Genomic DNA, 20,211 nt, shown 5'->3' with positions numbered 1-20,211 from the left:
ATGTGCAAAAAGATGCCCTTCTTTTCGCACCGATAAAGCTCCATCCGTGCAATGACTTTTATCCGAATTGCACCGCTTTCCGTGCAAAAAAAGTAAAAAAGAAACTTGCTTTCTTGAGCCATTTCCACTTACTGTGAATTTGTTTCTTTTTCTTTGAAAATGCTTTCTTTTACTCATAAAATTGCTATAATATGTACTGAGGTGATGTGAATGCTAGATATAACAACGGAGAAAATTATCCATATTCTTCTGGAAAAGGACGAACCGATAACATCAAAACAGATCGCCAAAGAGATCAATATGTCCTTAAGCACCGTGAAACACAATATGCGTTATGTCCGTGAATATATCGAATCCTGTGGTGCCGAATTACAGCTACTGCCGCGGAAAGGATTTTTGCTACAGGGGGAAGAAAAGCGTTTGCAGGAATTGGCCAATACAAGTAATGATCCTCGAAACAAAGCCTACTCCTTTGATTTTCGTAAACATTATATTTTAGATATTTTATTTCAGCGAAATTCAAATTATACCGTACAGATTTTTGCAGATGATTTAGCCGTAGGCCGAACGATCATCACAAAAGATCTGGAATTAATAAAAAACTGGTTATCGTATTTTGATTTAAAACTATCGATCATTAAGAATCGCGGGGTCTGTCTGCAGGGGAACGAATTTAATAAACGACAGGCCATTATTTTTGAAAATAATTCCTATTTCAATGAAGAAGAAACACAAACGCCGATGATGGACGGCATCGATTATCGCATTGATGCCCATTTTTATCATTACTTTCTGCACTGCTATCCCAACCAGGATCTAATGATGTTGCAGAAACTATTATTGGATGCTGAAACGACGCTGAAATTTACTTATGATGAAATTTCTTTCACACAACTCTGTGAATATATCGCGCTTAGTCTGATTCGCATCTCGACCGGTAATATCATCGAAGAGGCAAATATCTTAAACCGTGCTAAGATCAGCGATCTGCAATACGAAGCCTCACGCACGCTTATTAATACAGCATTGCCTTTTTACAATAAAGAAAACCTTACAATGGAATATCATTGTTTGGCGGCACAATTCGCTTTGAACGGCGCTTATGACAGGGCCTCCAGCACCATCAAAATGGATTATTATGAAGCCATTGCCGAGCAATTTATCCAAAAGCTGAAATCGATCATCGTCAATAAAAAAATCATCACCAACGATGGTCTGATCAGTGATTTGGGCATGCTGTTTCAAAAGAAGAAACTACAAAAAAGCTATCAGATGATGAATGGCACTTCCTTTATCCGCGATATCAAAAAAGATTTACCTTCCTTGTATGGAATTGTCTTAACAAACATTCAACCAATTGAACAAAAGTTACACATTAAATTCAGTGAAAATGATATTGCCTACATTACGATGCTGTTAAGCAATGCCTTAAAAGATGATTTATTTACCCTGCGTATCATCTTAGTGACGACAAAGGATGAAAACACCTCCCGTTATATCCGTCAAAAAGTATCAAAGAGTCTGTCCTTTCTTAACACAATCTCCACTTTGCATTATGAACAAATCAATCAGATTGATCAGGAATACGACCTCTTAGTCAGTCCTTTGCCGCTTACAGATAAAAGCGAAGAAGAGTATTTATTGATTAGTCCACGCTTCGATAATCAAGATATCTTATTGATTGATGAGCGTTTGAAACAGATCCAAAAGGAAAAACAATCCATTTTAGTATCAAATAATCTGTTCCATGAAAATCTAATTGCTTTACATTATCATGCGAAAACAAAAGATGAAGCCTTAGCATATGGTTCTTCCCTTTTGGAACAGCATCACTATGTAACACCGGAATTCATTACAAACATCAAGGTAAGAGAATCCATCTTACCTACCTCAATCGGGAATGGAGTCAGTATTCCTCATGAATATAAAAAACATGTCAATCAAGGTGCTATCTCTGTCTTAATCTTAGATCATCCAATTATCTGGGCAAAAGATGAAAAGGTTGATTTAGTCTTTACGATGGCTTTAGATTTTACAAAAAACAGTGAGATTGGATCCTTCTTCGCCCATTTTTATGAGTTGATTGAAAACGAAAGTCTGTTAGATCGCATCCGTCAATCCCAAGATGCTAGTGAGGTCATGGAAGTATTAAATGAGATAGGATTAACGGCAGGCCCACCGACTTTACCACAGGAAGAGAACTGAATTTATATCAAAGTTTTACAAACATCAAGCAAAAAAAGGAAGTCTAAACTCTGCCACACACAGAGGATGACTTCCTTTTTTTCTGACTTTCCTTTCACGTATCCATTTTTCTTCTTATGATGCTTCTTTCCTTCTTTGGGCAACTCATTTAGACTAAGAATAAAGAACTTCTGATTCAATGATGCTTTTTCCTAAGTCACTTATGCCCTGCAAGTGTTACATACACGTTATCTATACCCAACAGCGTACCTTAGGCTTTCCCTTTTTAAAGTGTATTTTGATAATCATCTTGCAACAATAAAATCTTACGTGCGACTAATTTACCTGCTAACGACATTGCGGCCATCTTCATCGCCGTATTTTGTAAGGTGATACCTTCTAAACGCAGGCTTCCTTTTCCCTCTTGAATATGTTTAGCTACCGCCATCAATGCGAGTTCCAATTCTTCACAAAATAAATTATACGCTTCTTTTAAACCGGATAAATTTGCCTGATACTCAATCCCCCGCTTTACCTCACTGATGGTTAATACTTGCTTTAACACCGTAATTGCGATGAGATATGCAAGATGCATGCGACTATAACGTTTCTTTTCTGCTTTTGGTATTAATTTCAACTTCACATAATTATTGATCATGGCACTGGTTAAAATCGTTTCCTCTCGTACATCCCCTAACAAAGGGCGTAAATAGGTTTCCAATAAGGTAATCACCTGATCCATATATAAATCAAAGGCCGGTAACTCTTCCCAACGGGGAAGATGAAAGGTAAACAATGTCTCACTCCAGGCCATCAATTCTTTCCGTGTATCCATGTGGCATCACTTCTTTCTTATTTTAGTATACTGGTTTCTTTTCGACCGTCAATGTTTTTTCATAAAAATTCCCAAAGGGATAAAACCAACGAATCTTTGCAACGCTTAGTTATCTGCTATATATAATTTCACATCAAATTGCCACATGCCTGAAACATTCATACGCGTAGCAAGCTCCTCATAATTTTCTTTTTGATAAATTTGATCATACAAAGAGACGGCATCATTTTTCATTAGCAAATACCCTTCATACAACGTTTGTTGTGCATCATAAACCACAATTTTAAGACCATTGTTTCCGTTTTCTTCCATGGTATAAAGGATCTTGTCATGATAGATACAATGAATATTATCACTCAATTCCTGAATAAGTGGAATTTCATCAATCTGATGCAGCTGCTTATCATATACCTTTACAACCTCTCCACCATCGGTTTTTAAGAACGACACAAGCAATTCATCATTTGCCAACGTAATAAATCTTTGTACCATGGCTACCTCAGGCAATTCCATTTCTTTTAATTTCTTACCTGCAAAATCATAAGAAACAAGATAATCGTGATCGTTACGACGGATAAAGCAGGTGAGCTGATGTTCTTGAATGCTCATAAAATAAGGATCTTCTTCACCTATCTTCATCGCTGTAATACGTTTTACTTCCCCTTTTTCATCCACATGATAAATACCGCCGATATCTTCTTTACAGACATAGCCCTGCTTAGATAAATCGCTCATGAGATAGGCTTCACTGATGAAAAAATAGTAATCTTTCTTATTCGCCTGGCGAATTGGCTGATGTGCATAATTGAAAAATATATCGTAAGTGCCTTCGTCTCCCAGCTCATGGATGCTGTACTGATTTTCAGCATCTTTTACATACAGCACCGGTATTTTCTTCTTATCTTTTCGCATGATAGTTAAGGTTTGTTTCATATCATCAGGAAGCGCGATAACATTCATCGTATGCGCTTCATCAATATGATCGATCGTCAGACGATAACGGACTTCCTCTTCTTTTTTAGCAAAGTAACATCCGATTTGCTCCTGATTGCTGTCTGCATCACATAATGCCGCAATGTCTTGCATAGAGGCATCATCTGCCATTGGTTCTGCCAGCACATAGATTTCATTAGGATCACTATTTTCCTTTTGCTTACCGAGATAGGTCGCCTTTGTTTGCTTGCCTTTCCCTTTGACAAGCCATTGTGCATAACCTTCCTGTATCTTAAATTCATAACCTAATGTATCTAAAACGGAACTGTCGCCATGATCCGTTTGAATGTAAAATTGCAAATCATCACGTTGTTGGGATATTCCAAGATACAGCACAAAGAAACAAAGCATGATCATCGGTAACAACAGCAAGGTATATTTTTTCATAGTCCCTTCTCCCTTCTTTTCTGCAGACGATGCTGTATCAGCCAATAGTTGAATATCGCAACACTTCCTGCAATCAACAAAATACCATCCAAAAGATAAGGAATTTGCATAAATTGCAGCACCTGCTCAATCGGTTCTTGCAGCGATGGATGCGTCTGGAGAAAGTCAATAATAGAAGTCGATAAATGACTTAAACGATACCAGCCAAATAGTAGGAAAATGACAGCAAACAGTATCAAAAAATAGATACCATGAGATAGGGGATGTTTCCATGCCTTCGCTAGGGTAACATTAAAGAAAGCAAAGATAACACATAGTAAGAAAAGAAGCAGGAATTGTTCCCATGTTATAGGCAATATCGTATGAAGATAATATGCATGCAGAATGGAGCGAAACAACCCTGCCGAAGTCATTGTTTGTGTAAGTTGTCCTGCCATGATTTGATACGTCGCAAGATAAAGCAGATCAATAATAAAGCAATAGGAAAGCAAGAGAAAAACGATGGCAAAAAGTCTTCCGATCACACTGACATAGGAAGGCGCAGGCAGCAGCTCATAACGAAAAAGACGATGTTGCTTTTGCCGCCATAGCTGTGAAAAAAGCAGGTAACTTAATAAAAGCACTCCCACCAGGATATCAAGCTTCCAAAAAAGAAATTGCTGATAATATACGACATGGAAGGGCAAGAGGGCACCATGATAGGTAAACGCCTGTACAAGATGAGCCAACACGACAAGCACGACTAGCGGAAATACAAAGATCGCATGATGCAGCAATTCTTCTTGCATGATATACGCACATTGGCGCAGCTGTTTACCAATCTGTTTCATCGTCATCCCAGCCTTTCTCATCAAATAAGCGTCCGCTTGGTTCCTGTATATTTTTTTCTTGTATATCTTCATGCTTTGCCATTTCTTCAGTCATAGTTTCTTTTGCCAAAGGTTGGACTAGCAATTGCCCATCTTGCAGATAAAAAATGTTATCCGCCATTGCTTTAGCTTCATGCTCTTCTTTACATCCTAATAGTAAGGTCGGTACATGACCAAGGGTAAGACATTCTTGCCATAAAAATTGCCATTTCTTTAAGGACAAAGAAGATACCACATCATCTAAGATCATCAGCGGACATTGTGTGGCATAAGCGGCAATGATTTCCAGTATTGCTCTTTCATCTCTTTGTAAACGATATATACGTTTCGCAGCATCCAAATGACAAGTGTGCAATAGCTGTTGATAGATTGTTAAAGAAAACGCAGGATAAAATTGCGCCAGAAACTTCCCATATGCAAGTATCGTTTGTTCAATGAAAACACTGCCGTTTCCTGAGGCATAAGCAACATCCATCTTTTGTAACGGTTGCTCTTCCCACAGAATTTGACCACTTTGATACTCTTGTATACCTGCCAGACAAGCCAGCAGCTCTTTTACACCACTTGTGTCATCTCCACAAAAAAGGGTACATGAGGCCGGTGGTATTTCTACATTTAAATCATGGATGATGGTCTTATGATGTCGTTTTACCATCAAATGCGCAATTTTCAGCATAGGATCCCCTCATTTCTAATGTTTTTCATGCATTTATTATAACATGTCATATACGTTTATGTTACTTTATCATTGAAAGAAAAACCGCTAAGATTCCGGTTATATTTCTATTAATCAACGATGGATGAACCAGCGTGCTTATGAAAAGTGTCATATAACATCATGTATTCGCCATCCTCTCTTTATGTTTTAACAATGAAAAAAGAGCCTGGGACAAGGCTCTCATATATCTTTATATACTTCTTTAACTTTATTTAGATCTTTTATATGGAAGAATCCGCTAGTTTAAATTTGCGGGTTGCTGGGGCAACTGCTTTACAAACAACCAAACAGCAGATAGCACCAAGAATTGCTTCCGCAATGCCATTCGTTGTCACAACGCCAAACAAGACGCCAAGCAATGCCTGATAAGCCACACCTGCGACTTGTGCATATTGAGCACCAAAGAACAGATAAATACCACCAAGCACCAATACGGTATTCGTGATAGTACCAGTTAAAGCACCGGCAATGATGCTGACATTATTATTGACCTGCTTTTTCTGTAATTGTTCATATACCAGTCCTGCCAAATAACCTAATAATATTCTAGGCACAAAGGCAATTATCAAACTTGTCCAATTTCCGCTCATTCCTCCAAAGGTGATAAAAGGGGTAAAGACAAAGGATGTCGGTAATGGGCGAAAGGTTGCATTTAACATACTCGTTAAGCCAAAGACAAAGCCTAATTGTGCACCGGCTTTTTTGCCTAAGGTGATACCGGCAATGATGACCGGAATATGCATCGTCGTTGCGCTGATGATGCCCAGCTGGATATAACCCAGCGGTGTCAATACGAGGGCAATTTCAATGGCTAAAAACATTGCCATGAACGCCATGTACTGTGTCTTATGATTTTTCATGTTTTCCTCCTACTTTCGTTCCTTATGGATACGAGTGTTTTTCAGGTATTATCTGTTGTTGTCCCATTTTGTTGACGTCATTGGATCGTCATAAAACATCTTCTTTCAGCAGATAACAAAGATATTATAGGCGTAGTTGTTGTGATTTACAATGCTTATCTTCCAAATTTTGTCATGTAAGCGATTTCGTGAAGCGTGCATACACAATAATTTCTTTGATTCGTATACAGTTGCGGTAGAAATCATGGTAAGAATAGCTCTATCAAAAAAGCATAAAAGAAAAATCGTATCAATGACTTTTACATGGATGAGCAGTGCATTTGGATATTCTTATATGATGATCAATAAAAAAAACAGTTTGTATCCTTTGCTTCCATACAAACTGTTGCTTATCTTCTATTCTTTTACGATATCTTTGTGTGCCGGTAACCCATAGGCTCCTTCGGCATGCAAAACAGCATTGCGTATAGATATCGCAATTACCTCAGTTGCTAAGATGCCTACTACATCCGGCATGATTTCCACCTCATTTGTGCTAAGCACAAAAATCGTATCTCCATCACTCATCGTGTGGACTGGATGAATCGCGCGAGCATAACCATTATGCGCAATACCGGCAATTTTGGTACATTGTGCTTTATCCAACTTCGCATTTGTCACCACGCAGGCAATCGTCGTATTGCCATCTTGCAGCTTACGCAAATTCTCCATCTGCGCCAATGCTTCCTCATAGCTCATCATTTTCTGCAGCTCTTTTAGATACACACCGGCCAATTGTTCATTTGTCTGATAATCCACAACATTGCCACAAGCATTGACGGCAGTAACCGCTGCTACCTGCACATCCCCACTCTGGAGTCCATACATACCAATACCACTTTTCATCGCTTTATCAAAGCCTAAAAGCTTACCGACACTGGCACCGGTTCCGGCTCCATGATTTCCCTCTTGAAAAGGAAGCGATTCACTATTCACACACGCTTGATAGCCCATCTGTTTATCCGGTCTAACATGTGCATCTCCTACAGACAAATCAAATAAGGCTGCACCACATACTATAGGCACATGTGCCACCTGCATATCAAAGCCACAGCCTTGTTCCTCTAAATATTGCATAGCACCACTGGCGGCATCTAAGCCAAAAGCACTGCCTCCACTCAACATGACAGCATGAATCTGCTGTACCATATTGATGGGATTTAATAAGTCAGTTTCTCTGGTAGCCGGACCTCCTCCACGCACATCAACACCAGCTGTGGCACCTTCTTTGCATAGGATTACGGTACATCCGGTACCTGCTTTTTCATCCTCTGCCTGTCCAATCTGAATTCCTTTGATATCCGTCATACTGATTTCTTTCATATATGTTTCCTCCTTTTCAATAAGATGTTGGATAAAAAGTTTCGCTTATATTTTTTAATTGATGTTGAAACACTTACTAAAACAGACTATTATTGGATCTGAATTCCTTGGCGAAGCACTTGATGAATTTGAAATTGCTCATCCATGATCATGATATCCGCATCATAACCTACTTCTAAACGTCCCTTTTTCCAGCCATAAAGAGCTGCCGGATGAGCACTTGCCATGGCAATTGCCACTTCCTTTTGACAACCGCAATATGCGCACATATTACGCAGAGCATCACACAAACGTAAAGTACTTCCGGCAATGCGTCCACTTTCTTTCACAATGGCCTTATCTTTATCTACCAAAACATGTTTGCCGGAGAAAAGATATTCGCCTTTGGGAAGCTGCTTGCAAGGATTTGCGTCGCTTATTAAGACAATACGCTCAGCCCCAATCATCTTATAGGTTGCCTGTACGACATCCGGATGCACATGCACGCCATCTACAATCAGCTCACACATAAGCTTGGATAACACCGCTCCGGTGACCACACCGGGAGCACGATGCGCATGCTGACTCATTGCATTATATAAATGAGTAATGCCTTTTGCACCTGCTTTTTCAGCCGCTAGCACATCTTGGGCCGTACCACTGCTATGTCCCAACATCATGACAACACCATGGGCGGTACCATAGCGTATAAGTTCCATAGCATCAGGTAATTCCGGGGCAATTGTCATTGATTTAATTTTTGAAGAAATGCGCAAGTATTCTTTAAATTCCTCCAGCATGGGATCGCGCAGACATTCTTCCTTCATCACGGCTTTTTGCTGGCGATTTAGATAAGGACCTTCCAAGTGAATACCGAAAAAGCCATCCACTTCTTGTTTTTCATAATAGGTAAGTAACTGTTTCATATCCCCATGCGTTTCACAAACTAAGCTCGCTAGAAAGCCGGTAACCCCTTCTTCAGCTTCACATTTAGCAATTTCACTTAAAGACAACCCTTCCATATTATTAAAATCATAACCGCTGATGCCATGAGTATGAGTATCAATAAGTCCCGGACAAATATATTGACCTTTTGCATCCAGCATAATATCATAACTTGGTAAACTTTTGGTATCTGTCGTAATTGATTGTATGCGTCCATCTTCGATGATGAGGGCACCCGGTTGTGTTTTATGAATGCCATCCATGAGTATTCCATTATAAATACAGGTTTTCATCGTGTTCTCCTTTTTTATAAGTTATAGCTGCTTATTTACCCAGCAGTTCTTCTTCTATGCGGCTTAACATGTTGCGTATATAATCTTCATTCATCGTATAATATATTTTTTTCTTCTCTTCACGTATCGTGATAAAATTCGCCGAACTTAAAGCATTCATATGATGCGATACCGTCGCTTTTGACAGCTTTAATTTATCTGCTATTTCTTGTCCATACATTGTGTGCTTCCTTAACTCTTTCAATATCTCAAACTTGCTGTTATCCGATAATATTTTTAATCCCTGTAATAAATCTTCCTTAGCACTTAAATGTTTATCACGATGATATGAATCATCCATTAAAACTCCGATTATGTAAATGCTGCTATCAGCTTCAATCAAAGAACGTTTTAACCAGCCAATGGCATTTAATTCGGCAATGCTGGGAATGATCGTGATATCTTCTTGCCTTTGATCTTGCGTAAAATATGCATCATAACAAAATGTCTGTATCGCAATCGGATGTCCTAAGGCCTGTTCTTTCTTTACGGTAGTCTGCACATAGTCTTGAAATGCCGTAAGAATATCCTGATATTTCTCGATTTCATCCTGCAGGATGCGAATTCCCGGTTCCATAAGTTCCAGTAAATGCAGGAAATGATAACGTACATCTGCGGATACTTCAATCATTCTCCATTTATCATCACTGCTTAGATCTTGACGTTTTCGTAAATAGCCGATAAAATCAAAATCTTCTTCAAAAGCCTCTGGATTTTCCAAAGTAATATCATCGCTGCAACAAATCATCTGAAACGGCCGATGTCCATAGGCATCCATTAGGGATAATGCTTGTTCACGCAACATGGTAAGATCAGTTGTTTTATAATCAATATACGCATAACAGAGATCTTTCGCAATCGAGCATTCATAGCTTTCAAATTGAGAAAAATAAAAATCCTGTTCTTCCTGCGTTATTTTCACGGCCTTGATTACTTTCTTTTGTAATGCCATCGCCGCCTTTATTTTCTTGCGCAGCTGTTTTTCATCAAACAAATGTTTTTTCGAAAGGCTTTCATATAGCGCATCATAGGCTACTACGCCATAGACCTCTTCCTGTTTGCGATAGTTGCGTTCTAAAAAATTCATACATTCATATACCGGATGAAGAGAGGCAACTGTTACCGTAGTCATAATAAAATCATCTCCTGAAATATTTTCTTTTTTTTATTATCTCATAAAAGAAAGGAGAAGTACAAACTTCTCCGTAAACATTTTTCCTAATATTAAGATGCTTCTTGAAAATATGCTGCTTGTGCCGTCCATAATTGTTGATACAATCCATCTTGTTGTAAAAGTTGTGCATGACTTCCACGCTGAATAAGATTCCCATGTTCAAATACAAGGATATCATCACAAAATTGACAGCTGCTCATGCGATGGGAAATATAAATAGCCGATTTATTTTGAATTAATTCATTCAGATGTGTATATATTTCAATTTCGGAAAGCGGATCTAAAGCCGCCGTAGGTTCATCAAGGATGATCCAAGGCCGATCGGCATACAACGCTCTTGCAATGGCAACCTTTTGGGCTTCTCCTCCGGATAACTGAATGCCATTTTCCTGCACACCTAACATCGTATGAATATCGTCAGGTAAGGTTGCCAAACGTTTTGCAAAACCACTGCGATTCAATACATCGCGAATTGCCTCATCCTTCTCATTAGGAGTACAGGTGATATTTTCTTTTAATGTTCCCGCAAATAATGCAAAATCCTGAAAGACGACACCGAATTTATTCTGCAAAGCACTTAATTGTTTTGCTGTTACCGGCTTACCATCAATGCGAATCGTTCCCTCACTAGGCTCATATAAACCACACAACAACTTAATCAGTGTCGTTTTTCCCGCCCCATTCAAACCGACGATTGCCGTTTTTTTATGAGGTTCTAAAGTCAAGCTAACATCATGCAATGCCGGCTGATTACTGCCGGGGTATGCATAAGTCACATGATCAAACGTAATCACAGAATCTTCTTGTAAACTAATTTCATCACTGTCCTCTTTTTGATCTGCCAGCTGTAAGAAGGTATTATAATAAGACATATAATGGAACAACATCATTAAATCGGTATAAATAATAGGAAATGTCGAGATAGCATCATTCAATTTCGTTATTGTACCGGCATAAGTCACAAAATCACCAACTGGTATTGATTTTACATATACCTTTAAAATAACAAACATGTAGAAGAAACCATTCATCATATTTCCCAGGAAAACACTTTCGGAAAAAAGCATGGCAATGCGATGGTTGAAGATCGTAAAATATTTCAAAGAATTCTGTTGGCGCTGTGCCATTTCCTCTAATACGGTATCCTGCATCTGAAACAAGCGGACATCCTTCGCCATCTTCTGATTCAAAGCAACTTCGCTGCTATAATAATTGTTTTCTCGGCTTAACTTGGCATTTTGATCAAAGAACTTCATCCCTGCTTTGGAAAACTCCTTTGATAGATACTTACCAAACAAAGCATAGCCACATAATAACATCAGGAGAACAAGACCTGCCCAAAAAGTATCCATGAACCCTAGAATGCCCTCCTTGTTGGTACCATGGCAACTCAGCAAATAAAGCAATAAGCCAAAAGATATGACTATCGTACAACAAATTTCCAGCAAGGCAGAAAATTGAGCCATCATGACTTGGATACCACCATTCTGCATAAATCCGGCCTTTGCTTTTTCAATTAAATCCAAAGTATCTTTATCCTCTAATTTGTCATAAGAGAGATACATCGCCTTTTCACTGATATTCTTTTCTAACCCAAGCTCTAATTCCTTCACCGCGATATTTAAACGATATTCTAAAACATATTGACCGCCTTCACTTAAAAGCATACAGCATGCGAATAGCAGTACGCTTAGAAATAAAGATTGTGTATCCGTTTTTGCTAGGAAAAGATTGATGAGAATCGAAGTAAACCATAACGGAAGATAGGCAGTAAGGGTTTTTAACAAGGAAGCACTAAAACCATAAAATATAACATACGGACGTTGTTTATGAATCAAGCGCAAGATCGTCCACGCTTCTTGTAGTTGTGCTTTCATGTTTCATCCCTCCTTCCTGATAGTAACTTGCCTGTGCCTCAAACATTCTGGCATATAAGCCATTTTGCTGCAGCAGTGTTTCATGAGTTCCCATTTCTTTCAACTGTCCTTGATCAAATAAAAGGATACGATTCGCAAAACGTGTAGATGCCAAACGATGCGAGATAAAGATCGAAGTACACGCTTTCGCTGCACGTTCATAATTTTCATATAATGCTGCTTCCGCCAAAGCATCCAAAGCCGCACTAGGCTCATCAAGAATTAACAGATTTGCCTTGCGATATAAAGCTCTCGCCATCAATAATTTCTGTTGCTCTCCACCACTAAATAGCACACCATTCTCACTGATTTGATTAGAAATATATGTGTCCTCTTGTAATGGCAGCTGCTCCACTTTCGTTTTTAATTCACAACGCTCTAAACAATCCCAAACTAGATCCATATCAATGGTATCCTTTGTTTTACATGCTACATTTTTCTTAACCGAATACGCCATCGCACAGGAATCTTGGAAGACGGCTGCAATATGGGTAAATAAATCTTCTTTCGCAAACTTTTTAATATCGATTCCATTAATGAGAATACGCCCGGATGTCGGTGTATATAAACCACATAATAATTTTATTAAGGTTGTTTTACCGGCTCCATTACTACCCACGATACCAATCTTTTCTTTTTTATGAACCGTAAAATTGATATCTGTTAACGTATCCTTTTCGGCTTGCGGATAGCGGAAAGACACATGATCAAATACAATTTCCAGATCCTCATCAGGCACGGTCAATGTTGCGCCTTCTTCTTCAATCGGTAAATCCATATACGTATCATAATCAACGATTCCCAAAGCACCGCGTCTTGTTTCATTATAGAAATTCACGATCTTGCTGATCCACCCAGAAAATGCAGCAGCGGCACTTGTATAAAATACAAATACGGATACTGACATCCCATTCACTAATTCATGGAGGAAGAAAGCAAATACAATCAGATTACGGGCAGCTGATAAAAAGGTACTACCCCATTTCGCCCATAAATATTTACGTTCTACTTCCTGTAACACTTCTACACGACACTTTTGAAAATAACGAATCTTAGCAAGCAGCCAATCTTGTAAATGAAAGATACGAATATCCTTTCCATTTCCAGGCAATTTTACTTCATGATGATAATACTGGAGCTGTTGATCTGCCTTCGCATAATCTTGCTTTCGCACATGCTCATAGGCCTGCGCCTTGCTCATAAACCAAATACTTAATAAAGATAATGTGACAACCAAAGCACAAAGCCATAATTGCATGGAACCAAATACAATGGCATATAGAAAAAAGCCGGTAACTGCAATCAATAACTCCATTCCATTTCTGACAAAGTGCTCAAATCCAACGCCACTGTTGTCAATGCCATTTGTCTGTGCCCGATTTAAAAGCTGCCGATACTCCATATCTTCCACCTGCGCATAAGGTACATGCATCGCTTTTTCATATAACCGCAATGTCAGCTTACATTTAATCACATACATCTTAGGATCATAGGTTTGCATCAAATAGTTATGCGCACTATCTAAAACTGCCACTAACAGCGAAATTCCACCTGCATAAACCATAAGTGTCGCAAAAGATTGCTGTGTTTCTATCAAATATAAAAACAGTGACGGTAAGACAACTTGTAGAAACGGAGCTAATACACCGGTTATCCAAATAAAGATGATCATGACGAATAAAGAACGCCGATATTTCGCAATATGCTGCATCGTTTCTTTCGTAGCACGTAGTATCACTTTCATAGAATCTCCCCTTTATTGTTCGTTATATATCGAACTATCTTGACATTATTATAGTTTTACATCGAACATTTGTCAAGGTGATACGTCTATGAATTTTTATCTGCATGATGATATAAAATAAATCTATGGTCATTTCTTGTAAAAGGGACTGAAAACATCTGTCGTTATTTCTACACTTTTCGTTATGTCTGTTTGAAGGAAAGAAATATTATCCAGCTTAAAAAAGGCAGCCTCCTTCATCCATATCTAACCATTCAGAAACAAGAGTATCTATCACTATCAAAGTAGATTCACATACAAAAAGAGTGCTTTGACTTAGCATCAAATACACTCTTCATTATACAGATACTTGAAATTTAAAATCTTTTTATTTTTCGTCTTCTTCCTCTTTCTTATGCTGAGCGATGATACCTTCCGCTAAGTTTGCGGGAACCGGATCATAGCGATTGAATTTCTGTACATATGAGCCTCTGCCCTGCGTCATAGCACGCAACTCGATTGGATATTTCTGTACTTCTGCCAGTGGAACTTGTGCAGAGATTTCTTGATAACCATCAACCATATCCATACCCATGATAGCTCCGCGACGTTTGTTGAAATCACCGATGATCGTTCCGGTAAATTCATCCGGTACACGTACGGTAATATCTACGATAGGCTCTAACAGGATTGGATTTGCCTGTGCCATACCAGCTTTATACGATAAGCGGGCTGCCAGTTTAAATGCCATTTCACTGGAATCGACATCATGATACTTACCATCAAACAGTGTCGCTTTGACATTGACAACCTTGAAGCCAGCCAAAATACCATGCTCCATGCATTCACGTAAGCCAGTTTCAACTGCCGGGAAGTATTGGCGAGGCACTGCTCCACCAAATACCTTTTCTTCAAACACCATTTCTTCAGAATCCGGATTTGGTTCATAATCGACAAAGACATGGCCAAACTGTCCATGACCACCGGACTGTTTCTTATGACGTCCTTCTCCGGTTGCTTTTTTACGAATCGTTTCGCGATAAGGTACCTTTGGTGTTTCTAAGCGTACTTCTACTTTATATTTCGCCTGCAGCTTATTTAAAACAACATCAATATGCTGATCACCAATACCATACAGGATTGTCTGTTTCGTTTCTTTATTGTTTTCCAAACGCAAGGTTGGATCTTCTTCTACCATACGTGCTAACGCATTGCTCATCTTATCCTCATCGTTCTTTGATTTAGGGAAGACAGCCATAGCTAACATTGGTTCTGAGAAAACAATTGGATCAGCCAGATAATGTTTACCTTTTTCACACAGTGTATCATTGGTCTGTGTATATTGCAGTTTTACAACTGCACCGATATCACCAGTAAACAGCTTACCAACAGCCGTTTGATGCTTTCCTTTGACAATGAAGATGGTACTGATCTTCTCTGGTTTTTCTTTGGTCGCATTGTATACAGCAGAATCACTGCTCATCACACCGCTTAATACCTTAATATAGGAAATACGGCCAACAAATGGATCGACAATCGTTTTGAAAACCTGTGCGCATAAGGATTCTTTTTCATTTGTTTCCAGTTCAACCGGTTCTTGTGTTTCAGAATCCGTTACAACGATACTGCCATGTTCACCATAGGTTGGGAAGTATTTTACAATCAGATCCATCAAACGTTCAATACCTACGGTATGGGTAGCACTGCCGCTATATACCGGACGGATTTCGCCATTGCGTACACCTAAGCGTACACCACGCGTCAATTCTGCTTCACTGAATTCTTCACCACTGAAATATTTTTCCATCAATTCATCATCGCTCATGGCGATTGCTTCAGCGATCTGATTCTTATATTCGGCAACGATATCCTTCATATCATCTGGTACCGGCTGCGCTTTTTCAGGATCAGCTAATGGTCCTTCAAAATACCAAGCTTTATCTCTTAAGATGTTGATGGAACCAATCGTCTTACCATTTTCCATGATTGGTACTTCAAATGGGATGACTGCCTTACCGAAAGCATCACGCAAAGCTGCATAGGCAGTATCAAAGGATGCGTTTTCTTCATCTAGTTTATTTACGAAGAAGATGGTTGGAATACCATGCTTCTGCGCTGCTTCCCAAGCACGCTGTGTACCTGGCTGTACGGCATCTTTGGCATCCACGACGATCAAGGCACTGTCGCCTACCGCAATACCTGCCTCAGCACCACGAATGAAGTCAATATAGCCTGGTGTGTCAATAAAGTTGATCTTACAGTCTTTCCATTCAATTGGTACTAAGGATGCATAAACACTTAATCCTCGTTTAATTTCTTCAGGGTCATAATCGATTAAGGAACTTCCTTCGCTGGTAACACCAAAACGATCACTTGCTTTGGTAAAGTACAGCATGCTTTCTAATACAGCAGTTTTACCAACGCCGGTATGTCCAAGAACGACAACGTTGCGAACTTCGCTTGATAAATAGTCTTTCATACCGTCATCCTCCTACTTCAGGATCGGCTTAAGCTGAGCTAAGCAGTCTTCACGAACATAGTGAACAGCTTTATGGCCTTCTTTGTCGATTAAATCTTTATCCGCACCGTTTGCTAATAAGTCTTCTACCAGGCTGACATAGCCACCATATGCAGCACGCATCAGTGCTGTACAACCATTATTGTCACATAAATTAACATCAGCACCTCTGGTAACTAATAAGCGAATTACTTCTTTTTTGAAGGCAACGCATGCTTCCATCAATGCTGTTCTTCCTACTTCATCCTGGGCATTGATATTAGCGCCAGCATCTAATAATACTTCCACACAGCGATCATGACCTAGAAAAGCTGCGCGCATGAGAGCAGTTCTGCCACGATCATCGGCTTTGTTTACATCAGCTCCTGCTTCGATCAGTTTCTTACAAATGGTTTTATTTCCTTTTTTCGATGCGCCCATAATGGCGGTTTTTCCTTTATTATCTTCTAGGTTTACATCAGCGCCATTGTCTAGCAGCACACGGACAATGTCCTTATAATCACGTTTTGATGCACGCATCAGTGCAGTTCTGCCATCACCGTTTTGATAGTTGATGTCTGCACCTTTTTTAATTTCTGCACATACGGTTGCGAAGTCACCGTTTGCACATGCATCCCAAAATGCTTTGTTGAATTTCTGATCCATTTTAAGTTCCTCCTTTTATTCTATGGAATCGTAAGTGAATAAAAAAACGGACATAAAGCACGATTACTTTACATCCATTTTATGCCATGTTGAAACATACCTGCTTGCTACAGGTACGTCCTTGAGCGCTTTGTCTACACCTTGTTCTCTAACCATGTGACTCACGCTCCTTCCTTCACTTCTAGTATAGTTATATTGTATACGATTTTATGTTTTTTGCAAGCGATTTCATTAAGGTTTTTGTCTTTTTTTACATGTTGAAAATTCTTTCATTTTCCCTTATGCCAATCTTTCCAGTTATCTGCCGAATTTGCCATTTTGCTATCTTTTTATTGACAGAATTGCTATAGTTTCGACATATGCGAATGAAGATGGAAGGATATGATGCAATAAGTAAAGAAAGATGATACAGGAGGATAATGAAAAGTTTAATGCTAACAAAACCAAATATAATTTTTACAGGATTCTGTGTATTCTCTTTTCTGATATCGCATGTTATCTTTCATAATGATTTTTTATGTTACGCAAAACTTCTGGTATTTCATCAAAATCATCCACCCAAATAACGTTAATTCCCAAACTATTGAAATAATCATTCCGATTATGTAAATGAAAATTCTCATATAACTGATACGATCTTTGACCTTTTTCAATTGAAGGTGGTAACTGAATATTTTCTTTTTTCATGATGGCAAAATGTCTGGTAGCTGATTTACTATGGACGATATCCAATAATCTTCGCATATTAGGATCAGACAATGAACATCCGATAAATAAACATATATTCTCACGCAGCGCATTGACTTGTTTCATATTCGACCAATTGAAGGGATCATTGTATACCTTGTGATATTCCTCCTCAGAGAAAATGATATCATCCAAATCTATTTCATCAGGTGACATATCTTCTAGAATATCTCAATTTACTTTCACAGTAGGTTGATTTTCCACATTTTTAGTTCTTTATGAAAAGCAGAAAATCTAGGATAAGCGATTTGGTTGCCTTGCGGACTTGGAAGCGACTTATAAATAACAAAATAGTTATGATATTTTAAGAGATTATACTGTTTTTACATCAAATTAGATATACATATTAAGTTATTTATTTAACTAATGAAAGTATAAAGAATAATTATTTTTTGATAGATTAAATAGTATTTGAAAAATTCAACTTAAGAATCTTGCTGCATATCCTTATATACATAATTTAAATATCCTTCTTCAACAGAATTTAAATTTTTATTAGGGTTAACTTTTCTTATTATATCATTGACCTTCAAACAATATTTAAAATAATTTTTATATAATTCAGTAGAGTTTTTAGACTTTGACATTGATACCATAACGGAGCATTCCTTGAGAAAATTTTTTTCTAGAAAGCAAAGAAAATTTTTATGTTCAAATCTTTCGGCAGTATATAATATCTGATTTTTTGTAGATTTAGTTTCAGGTATATATGGTGGATCACAATAGATAAAGCATTGATCAATATCTTTAGCTTGTTTTATATCTAATAAAAATTTTTGATAATCCTCACAATAAAAATTAACTTTTTGGATCTCCATTGATAATTTAAGGAAAAATTCTTTATCAAAATATAATTTATATTTTTTTCCAAATGGTACATTAAATTTTTTATGTGAATTTATTCTATAAACTCCATTATATCCTGTCTTCATTAGAAACCAAAATATAGCACTTCTTGTTATAGGCGATATTCTATTTTCATTAAATTGCTTTCTCTTATCATAAAAGAATAATGCTTTAGATTCATTGCTTAATAATTTATTATAATCAAAAACCATGTGTTCAATTTTATTGCATAATTTATCAAAATTACTTTTTAAATCAAGAAAAAAATTCACAATGTTTTCATTAACATCATTAACATAATATTCGTCATATAAATTATAAATTAAAGTGTTAATTAGCACGATTCCAGAACCAAGAAAGGGTTCTACATAAATTTTTTTATCTTGATCAAACATTACAAGCATCTCGTTTAATAATTTTTTTTTAGATCCAGCCCATCTTAGAGGACTGCCATATACTTTATCTAACACAATATATCCCATCCTTCATAAACTTTAAGAATAAACTTTATTAGTTTCTTTTAAAAGATTTTTTAGCCAAATATAAACACTTTTTACAAATTCGAATTTCTCAAGAGTGATTGTTGATGAATGTTCAATTTTATTAGAGATAATGTGTAAATCAATTAGCCATTGAGTAGTTTCCTTTTTGTTTCCCTTTTTATCTATTGGGAATATAAATTTTTTATCAAAAACTTCAGTCCAATTTGTGCCATATATTAAAATAGCCTGTAAATCCTTAAAGTTGATAAAATCCCAAACCCCTCTATATTGACTTTTAGGTTTATTATAATTATAATTTGTAACCTTATTGGTCAAATTTAATACTACCTCTTTAGGAGCATAAGCCTCAATATTATCTTCGCCAAATGAGACATCTAATCTATTTTTAACATCTCTTTTCAAATCATGTAAAATAGAATCTATAAGTAGTAGAGCCTCTTTGGTATTTTCTTTATTTCTATCACCCCAATATTTTTCAAGACCATCCGGATTGAATGAACCATAGTGTTTATTAATTTCTCTTTCAAAAGTTCTACACATTTTAATTGGACCACCAGCGCCATATGAACTGCTTAACTCTATTTTGTCTTGTTCAGACGCGTTTAGCCAGTACTCTACTATTATTTTTAAATAGTTTTTTATTTCATAATATATTTTTTTAGGATTGTCTGACAA

General features: G+C 37.6%; 15 protein-coding genes and 1 pseudogene. 1 reads left to right on the top strand and 15 read right to left on the bottom strand.

The features are described 5' to 3' along the window. The first annotated feature begins 210 nt into the window (after positions 1–210). On the top strand, positions 211–2,205 hold the full coding sequence (locus AC1VS3_RS00565; RefSeq protein WP_008979119.1) for a BglG family transcription antiterminator: 1,995 nt from the start codon (positions 211–213) through the stop codon (positions 2,203–2,205). A gap of 265 nt (positions 2,206–2,470) precedes the next feature. On the opposite strand, the gene AC1VS3_RS00560 is transcribed toward AC1VS3_RS00565, so the two are convergent. The 15 genes and pseudogenes from AC1VS3_RS00560 to AC1VS3_RS00490 form a co-directional block, all read right to left on the bottom strand. Then, on the bottom strand, positions 2,471–3,019 hold the full coding sequence (locus AC1VS3_RS00560) for a DUF1836 domain-containing protein (RefSeq protein WP_008689374.1): 549 nt from the start codon (positions 3,017–3,019) through the stop codon (positions 2,471–2,473). A 105-nt stretch (positions 3,020–3,124) separates the two neighbouring features. Beyond that, complete coding sequence (locus AC1VS3_RS00555; RefSeq protein WP_008689375.1) at positions 3,125–4,399, bottom strand: hypothetical protein; 1,275 nt, start codon at positions 4,397–4,399, stop codon at positions 3,125–3,127. Next, entirely contained in the window at positions 4,396–5,235 is an 840-nt protein-coding gene (locus AC1VS3_RS00550) for a hypothetical protein (RefSeq protein ID WP_017144600.1), read from the bottom strand. Before AC1VS3_RS00550 ends, AC1VS3_RS00555 begins: the two co-directional genes overlap by 4 nt. After that, a complete protein-coding gene (locus AC1VS3_RS00545) occupies positions 5,213–5,944 on the bottom strand; it encodes an ATP-binding cassette domain-containing protein (protein WP_008689377.1) in 732 nt (243 codons plus the stop codon). The genes AC1VS3_RS00550 and AC1VS3_RS00545 overlap by 23 nt, the downstream gene beginning before the upstream one ends. A 263-nt stretch (positions 5,945–6,207) precedes the next feature. Beyond that, entirely contained in the window at positions 6,208–6,846 is a 639-nt protein-coding gene (locus tag AC1VS3_RS00540) for an ECF transporter S component (RefSeq protein WP_008689378.1), read from the bottom strand. A 396-nt stretch (positions 6,847–7,242) separates the two neighbouring features. After that, entirely contained in the window at positions 7,243–8,208 is a 966-nt protein-coding gene (locus AC1VS3_RS00535; RefSeq protein WP_331866796.1) for a P1 family peptidase, read from the bottom strand. A gap of 89 nt (positions 8,209–8,297) precedes the next feature. Beyond that, positions 8,298–9,425: an N-acetylglucosamine-6-phosphate deacetylase gene (nagA, locus tag AC1VS3_RS00530; protein WP_331866797.1), complete on the bottom strand. Its 1,128-nt coding sequence runs from the start codon at positions 9,423–9,425 to the stop codon at positions 8,298–8,300. A 31-nt stretch (positions 9,426–9,456) separates the two neighbouring features. Continuing rightward, a complete protein-coding gene (locus AC1VS3_RS00525; RefSeq protein ID WP_270373374.1) occupies positions 9,457–10,596 on the bottom strand; it encodes an ArsR/SmtB family transcription factor in 1,140 nt (379 codons plus the stop codon). Between the two features lie 92 nt (positions 10,597–10,688). Further along, positions 10,689–12,515, bottom strand: a complete 1,827-nt coding sequence (locus AC1VS3_RS00520) for an ABC transporter ATP-binding protein (protein WP_008689385.1) — start codon at positions 12,513–12,515, stop codon at positions 10,689–10,691. Then, positions 12,466–14,298 carry an ABC transporter ATP-binding protein gene (locus AC1VS3_RS00515; protein ID WP_481275473.1) on the bottom strand — a complete coding sequence of 611 codons (1,833 nt, stop codon included), beginning with the start codon at positions 14,296–14,298 and terminating at the stop codon, positions 12,466–12,468. Before AC1VS3_RS00515 ends, AC1VS3_RS00520 begins: the two co-directional genes overlap by 50 nt. A gap of 367 nt (positions 14,299–14,665) precedes the next feature. After that, complete coding sequence (gene fusA / locus AC1VS3_RS00510; RefSeq protein WP_008689387.1) at positions 14,666–16,756, bottom strand: elongation factor G; 2,091 nt, start codon at positions 16,754–16,756, stop codon at positions 14,666–14,668. Positions 16,757–16,768: 12 nt separating this feature from the next. Continuing rightward, a complete protein-coding gene (locus AC1VS3_RS00505; RefSeq protein ID WP_008689388.1) occupies positions 16,769–17,440 on the bottom strand; it encodes an ankyrin repeat domain-containing protein in 672 nt (223 codons plus the stop codon). Positions 17,441–17,935: 495 nt separating this feature from the next. After that, positions 17,936–18,343, bottom strand: a complete 408-nt coding sequence (locus AC1VS3_RS00500) for an SIR2 family protein (protein ID WP_008689391.1) — start codon at positions 18,341–18,343, stop codon at positions 17,936–17,938. 269 nt (positions 18,344–18,612) lie between these two features. Then, the gene (locus AC1VS3_RS00495) at positions 18,613–19,503 is read right to left on the bottom strand and encodes a DNA adenine methylase (protein ID WP_213540209.1); all 891 of its coding nucleotides are present in this window, start codon (positions 19,501–19,503) and stop codon (positions 18,613–18,615) included. 24 nt (positions 19,504–19,527) lie between these two features. Then, positions 19,528–20,211, bottom strand: a pseudogene (locus AC1VS3_RS00490) (DGQHR domain-containing protein); the annotation flags it as partial.

Source organism: Longicatena sp. (genome assembly GCF_982403165.1).
This window is presented reverse-complemented; position numbering and strand designations above follow the sequence as displayed.

Excerpts from the sequence above, each read along its gene's own strand:
- AC1VS3_RS00565 (WP_008979119.1), top strand. The coding sequence starts at position 211 with ATGCTAGATATAACAACGGAGAAAATTATCCATATTCTTCTGGAAAAG.
- AC1VS3_RS00560 (WP_008689374.1), bottom strand. The coding sequence starts at position 3,019 with ATGGATACACGGAAAGAATTGATGGCCTGGAGTGAGACATTGTTTACC.
- AC1VS3_RS00555 (WP_008689375.1), bottom strand. The coding sequence starts at position 4,399 with ATGAAAAAATATACCTTGCTGTTGTTACCGATGATCATGCTTTGTTTC.
- AC1VS3_RS00550 (WP_017144600.1), bottom strand. The coding sequence starts at position 5,235 with ATGACGATGAAACAGATTGGTAAACAGCTGCGCCAATGTGCGTATATC.
- AC1VS3_RS00545 (WP_008689377.1), bottom strand. The coding sequence starts at position 5,944 with ATGCTGAAAATTGCGCATTTGATGGTAAAACGACATCATAAGACCATC.
- AC1VS3_RS00540 (WP_008689378.1), bottom strand. The coding sequence starts at position 6,846 with ATGAAAAATCATAAGACACAGTACATGGCGTTCATGGCAATGTTTTTA.
- AC1VS3_RS00535 (WP_331866796.1), bottom strand. The coding sequence starts at position 8,208 with ATGAAAGAAATCAGTATGACGGATATCAAAGGAATTCAGATTGGACAG.
- nagA (WP_331866797.1), bottom strand. The coding sequence starts at position 9,425 with ATGAAAACCTGTATTTATAATGGAATACTCATGGATGGCATTCATAAA.
- AC1VS3_RS00525 (WP_270373374.1), bottom strand. The coding sequence starts at position 10,596 with ATGACTACGGTAACAGTTGCCTCTCTTCATCCGGTATATGAATGTATG.
- AC1VS3_RS00520 (WP_008689385.1), bottom strand. The coding sequence starts at position 12,515 with ATGAAAGCACAACTACAAGAAGCGTGGACGATCTTGCGCTTGATTCAT.
- AC1VS3_RS00515 (WP_481275473.1), bottom strand. The coding sequence starts at position 14,298 with ATGAAAGTGATACTACGTGCTACGAAAGAAACGATGCAGCATATTGCG.
- fusA (WP_008689387.1), bottom strand. The coding sequence starts at position 16,756 with ATGAAAGACTATTTATCAAGCGAAGTTCGCAACGTTGTCGTTCTTGGA.
- AC1VS3_RS00505 (WP_008689388.1), bottom strand. The coding sequence starts at position 17,440 with ATGGATCAGAAATTCAACAAAGCATTTTGGGATGCATGTGCAAACGGT.
- AC1VS3_RS00500 (WP_008689391.1), bottom strand. The coding sequence starts at position 18,343 with ATGTCACCTGATGAAATAGATTTGGATGATATCATTTTCTCTGAGGAG.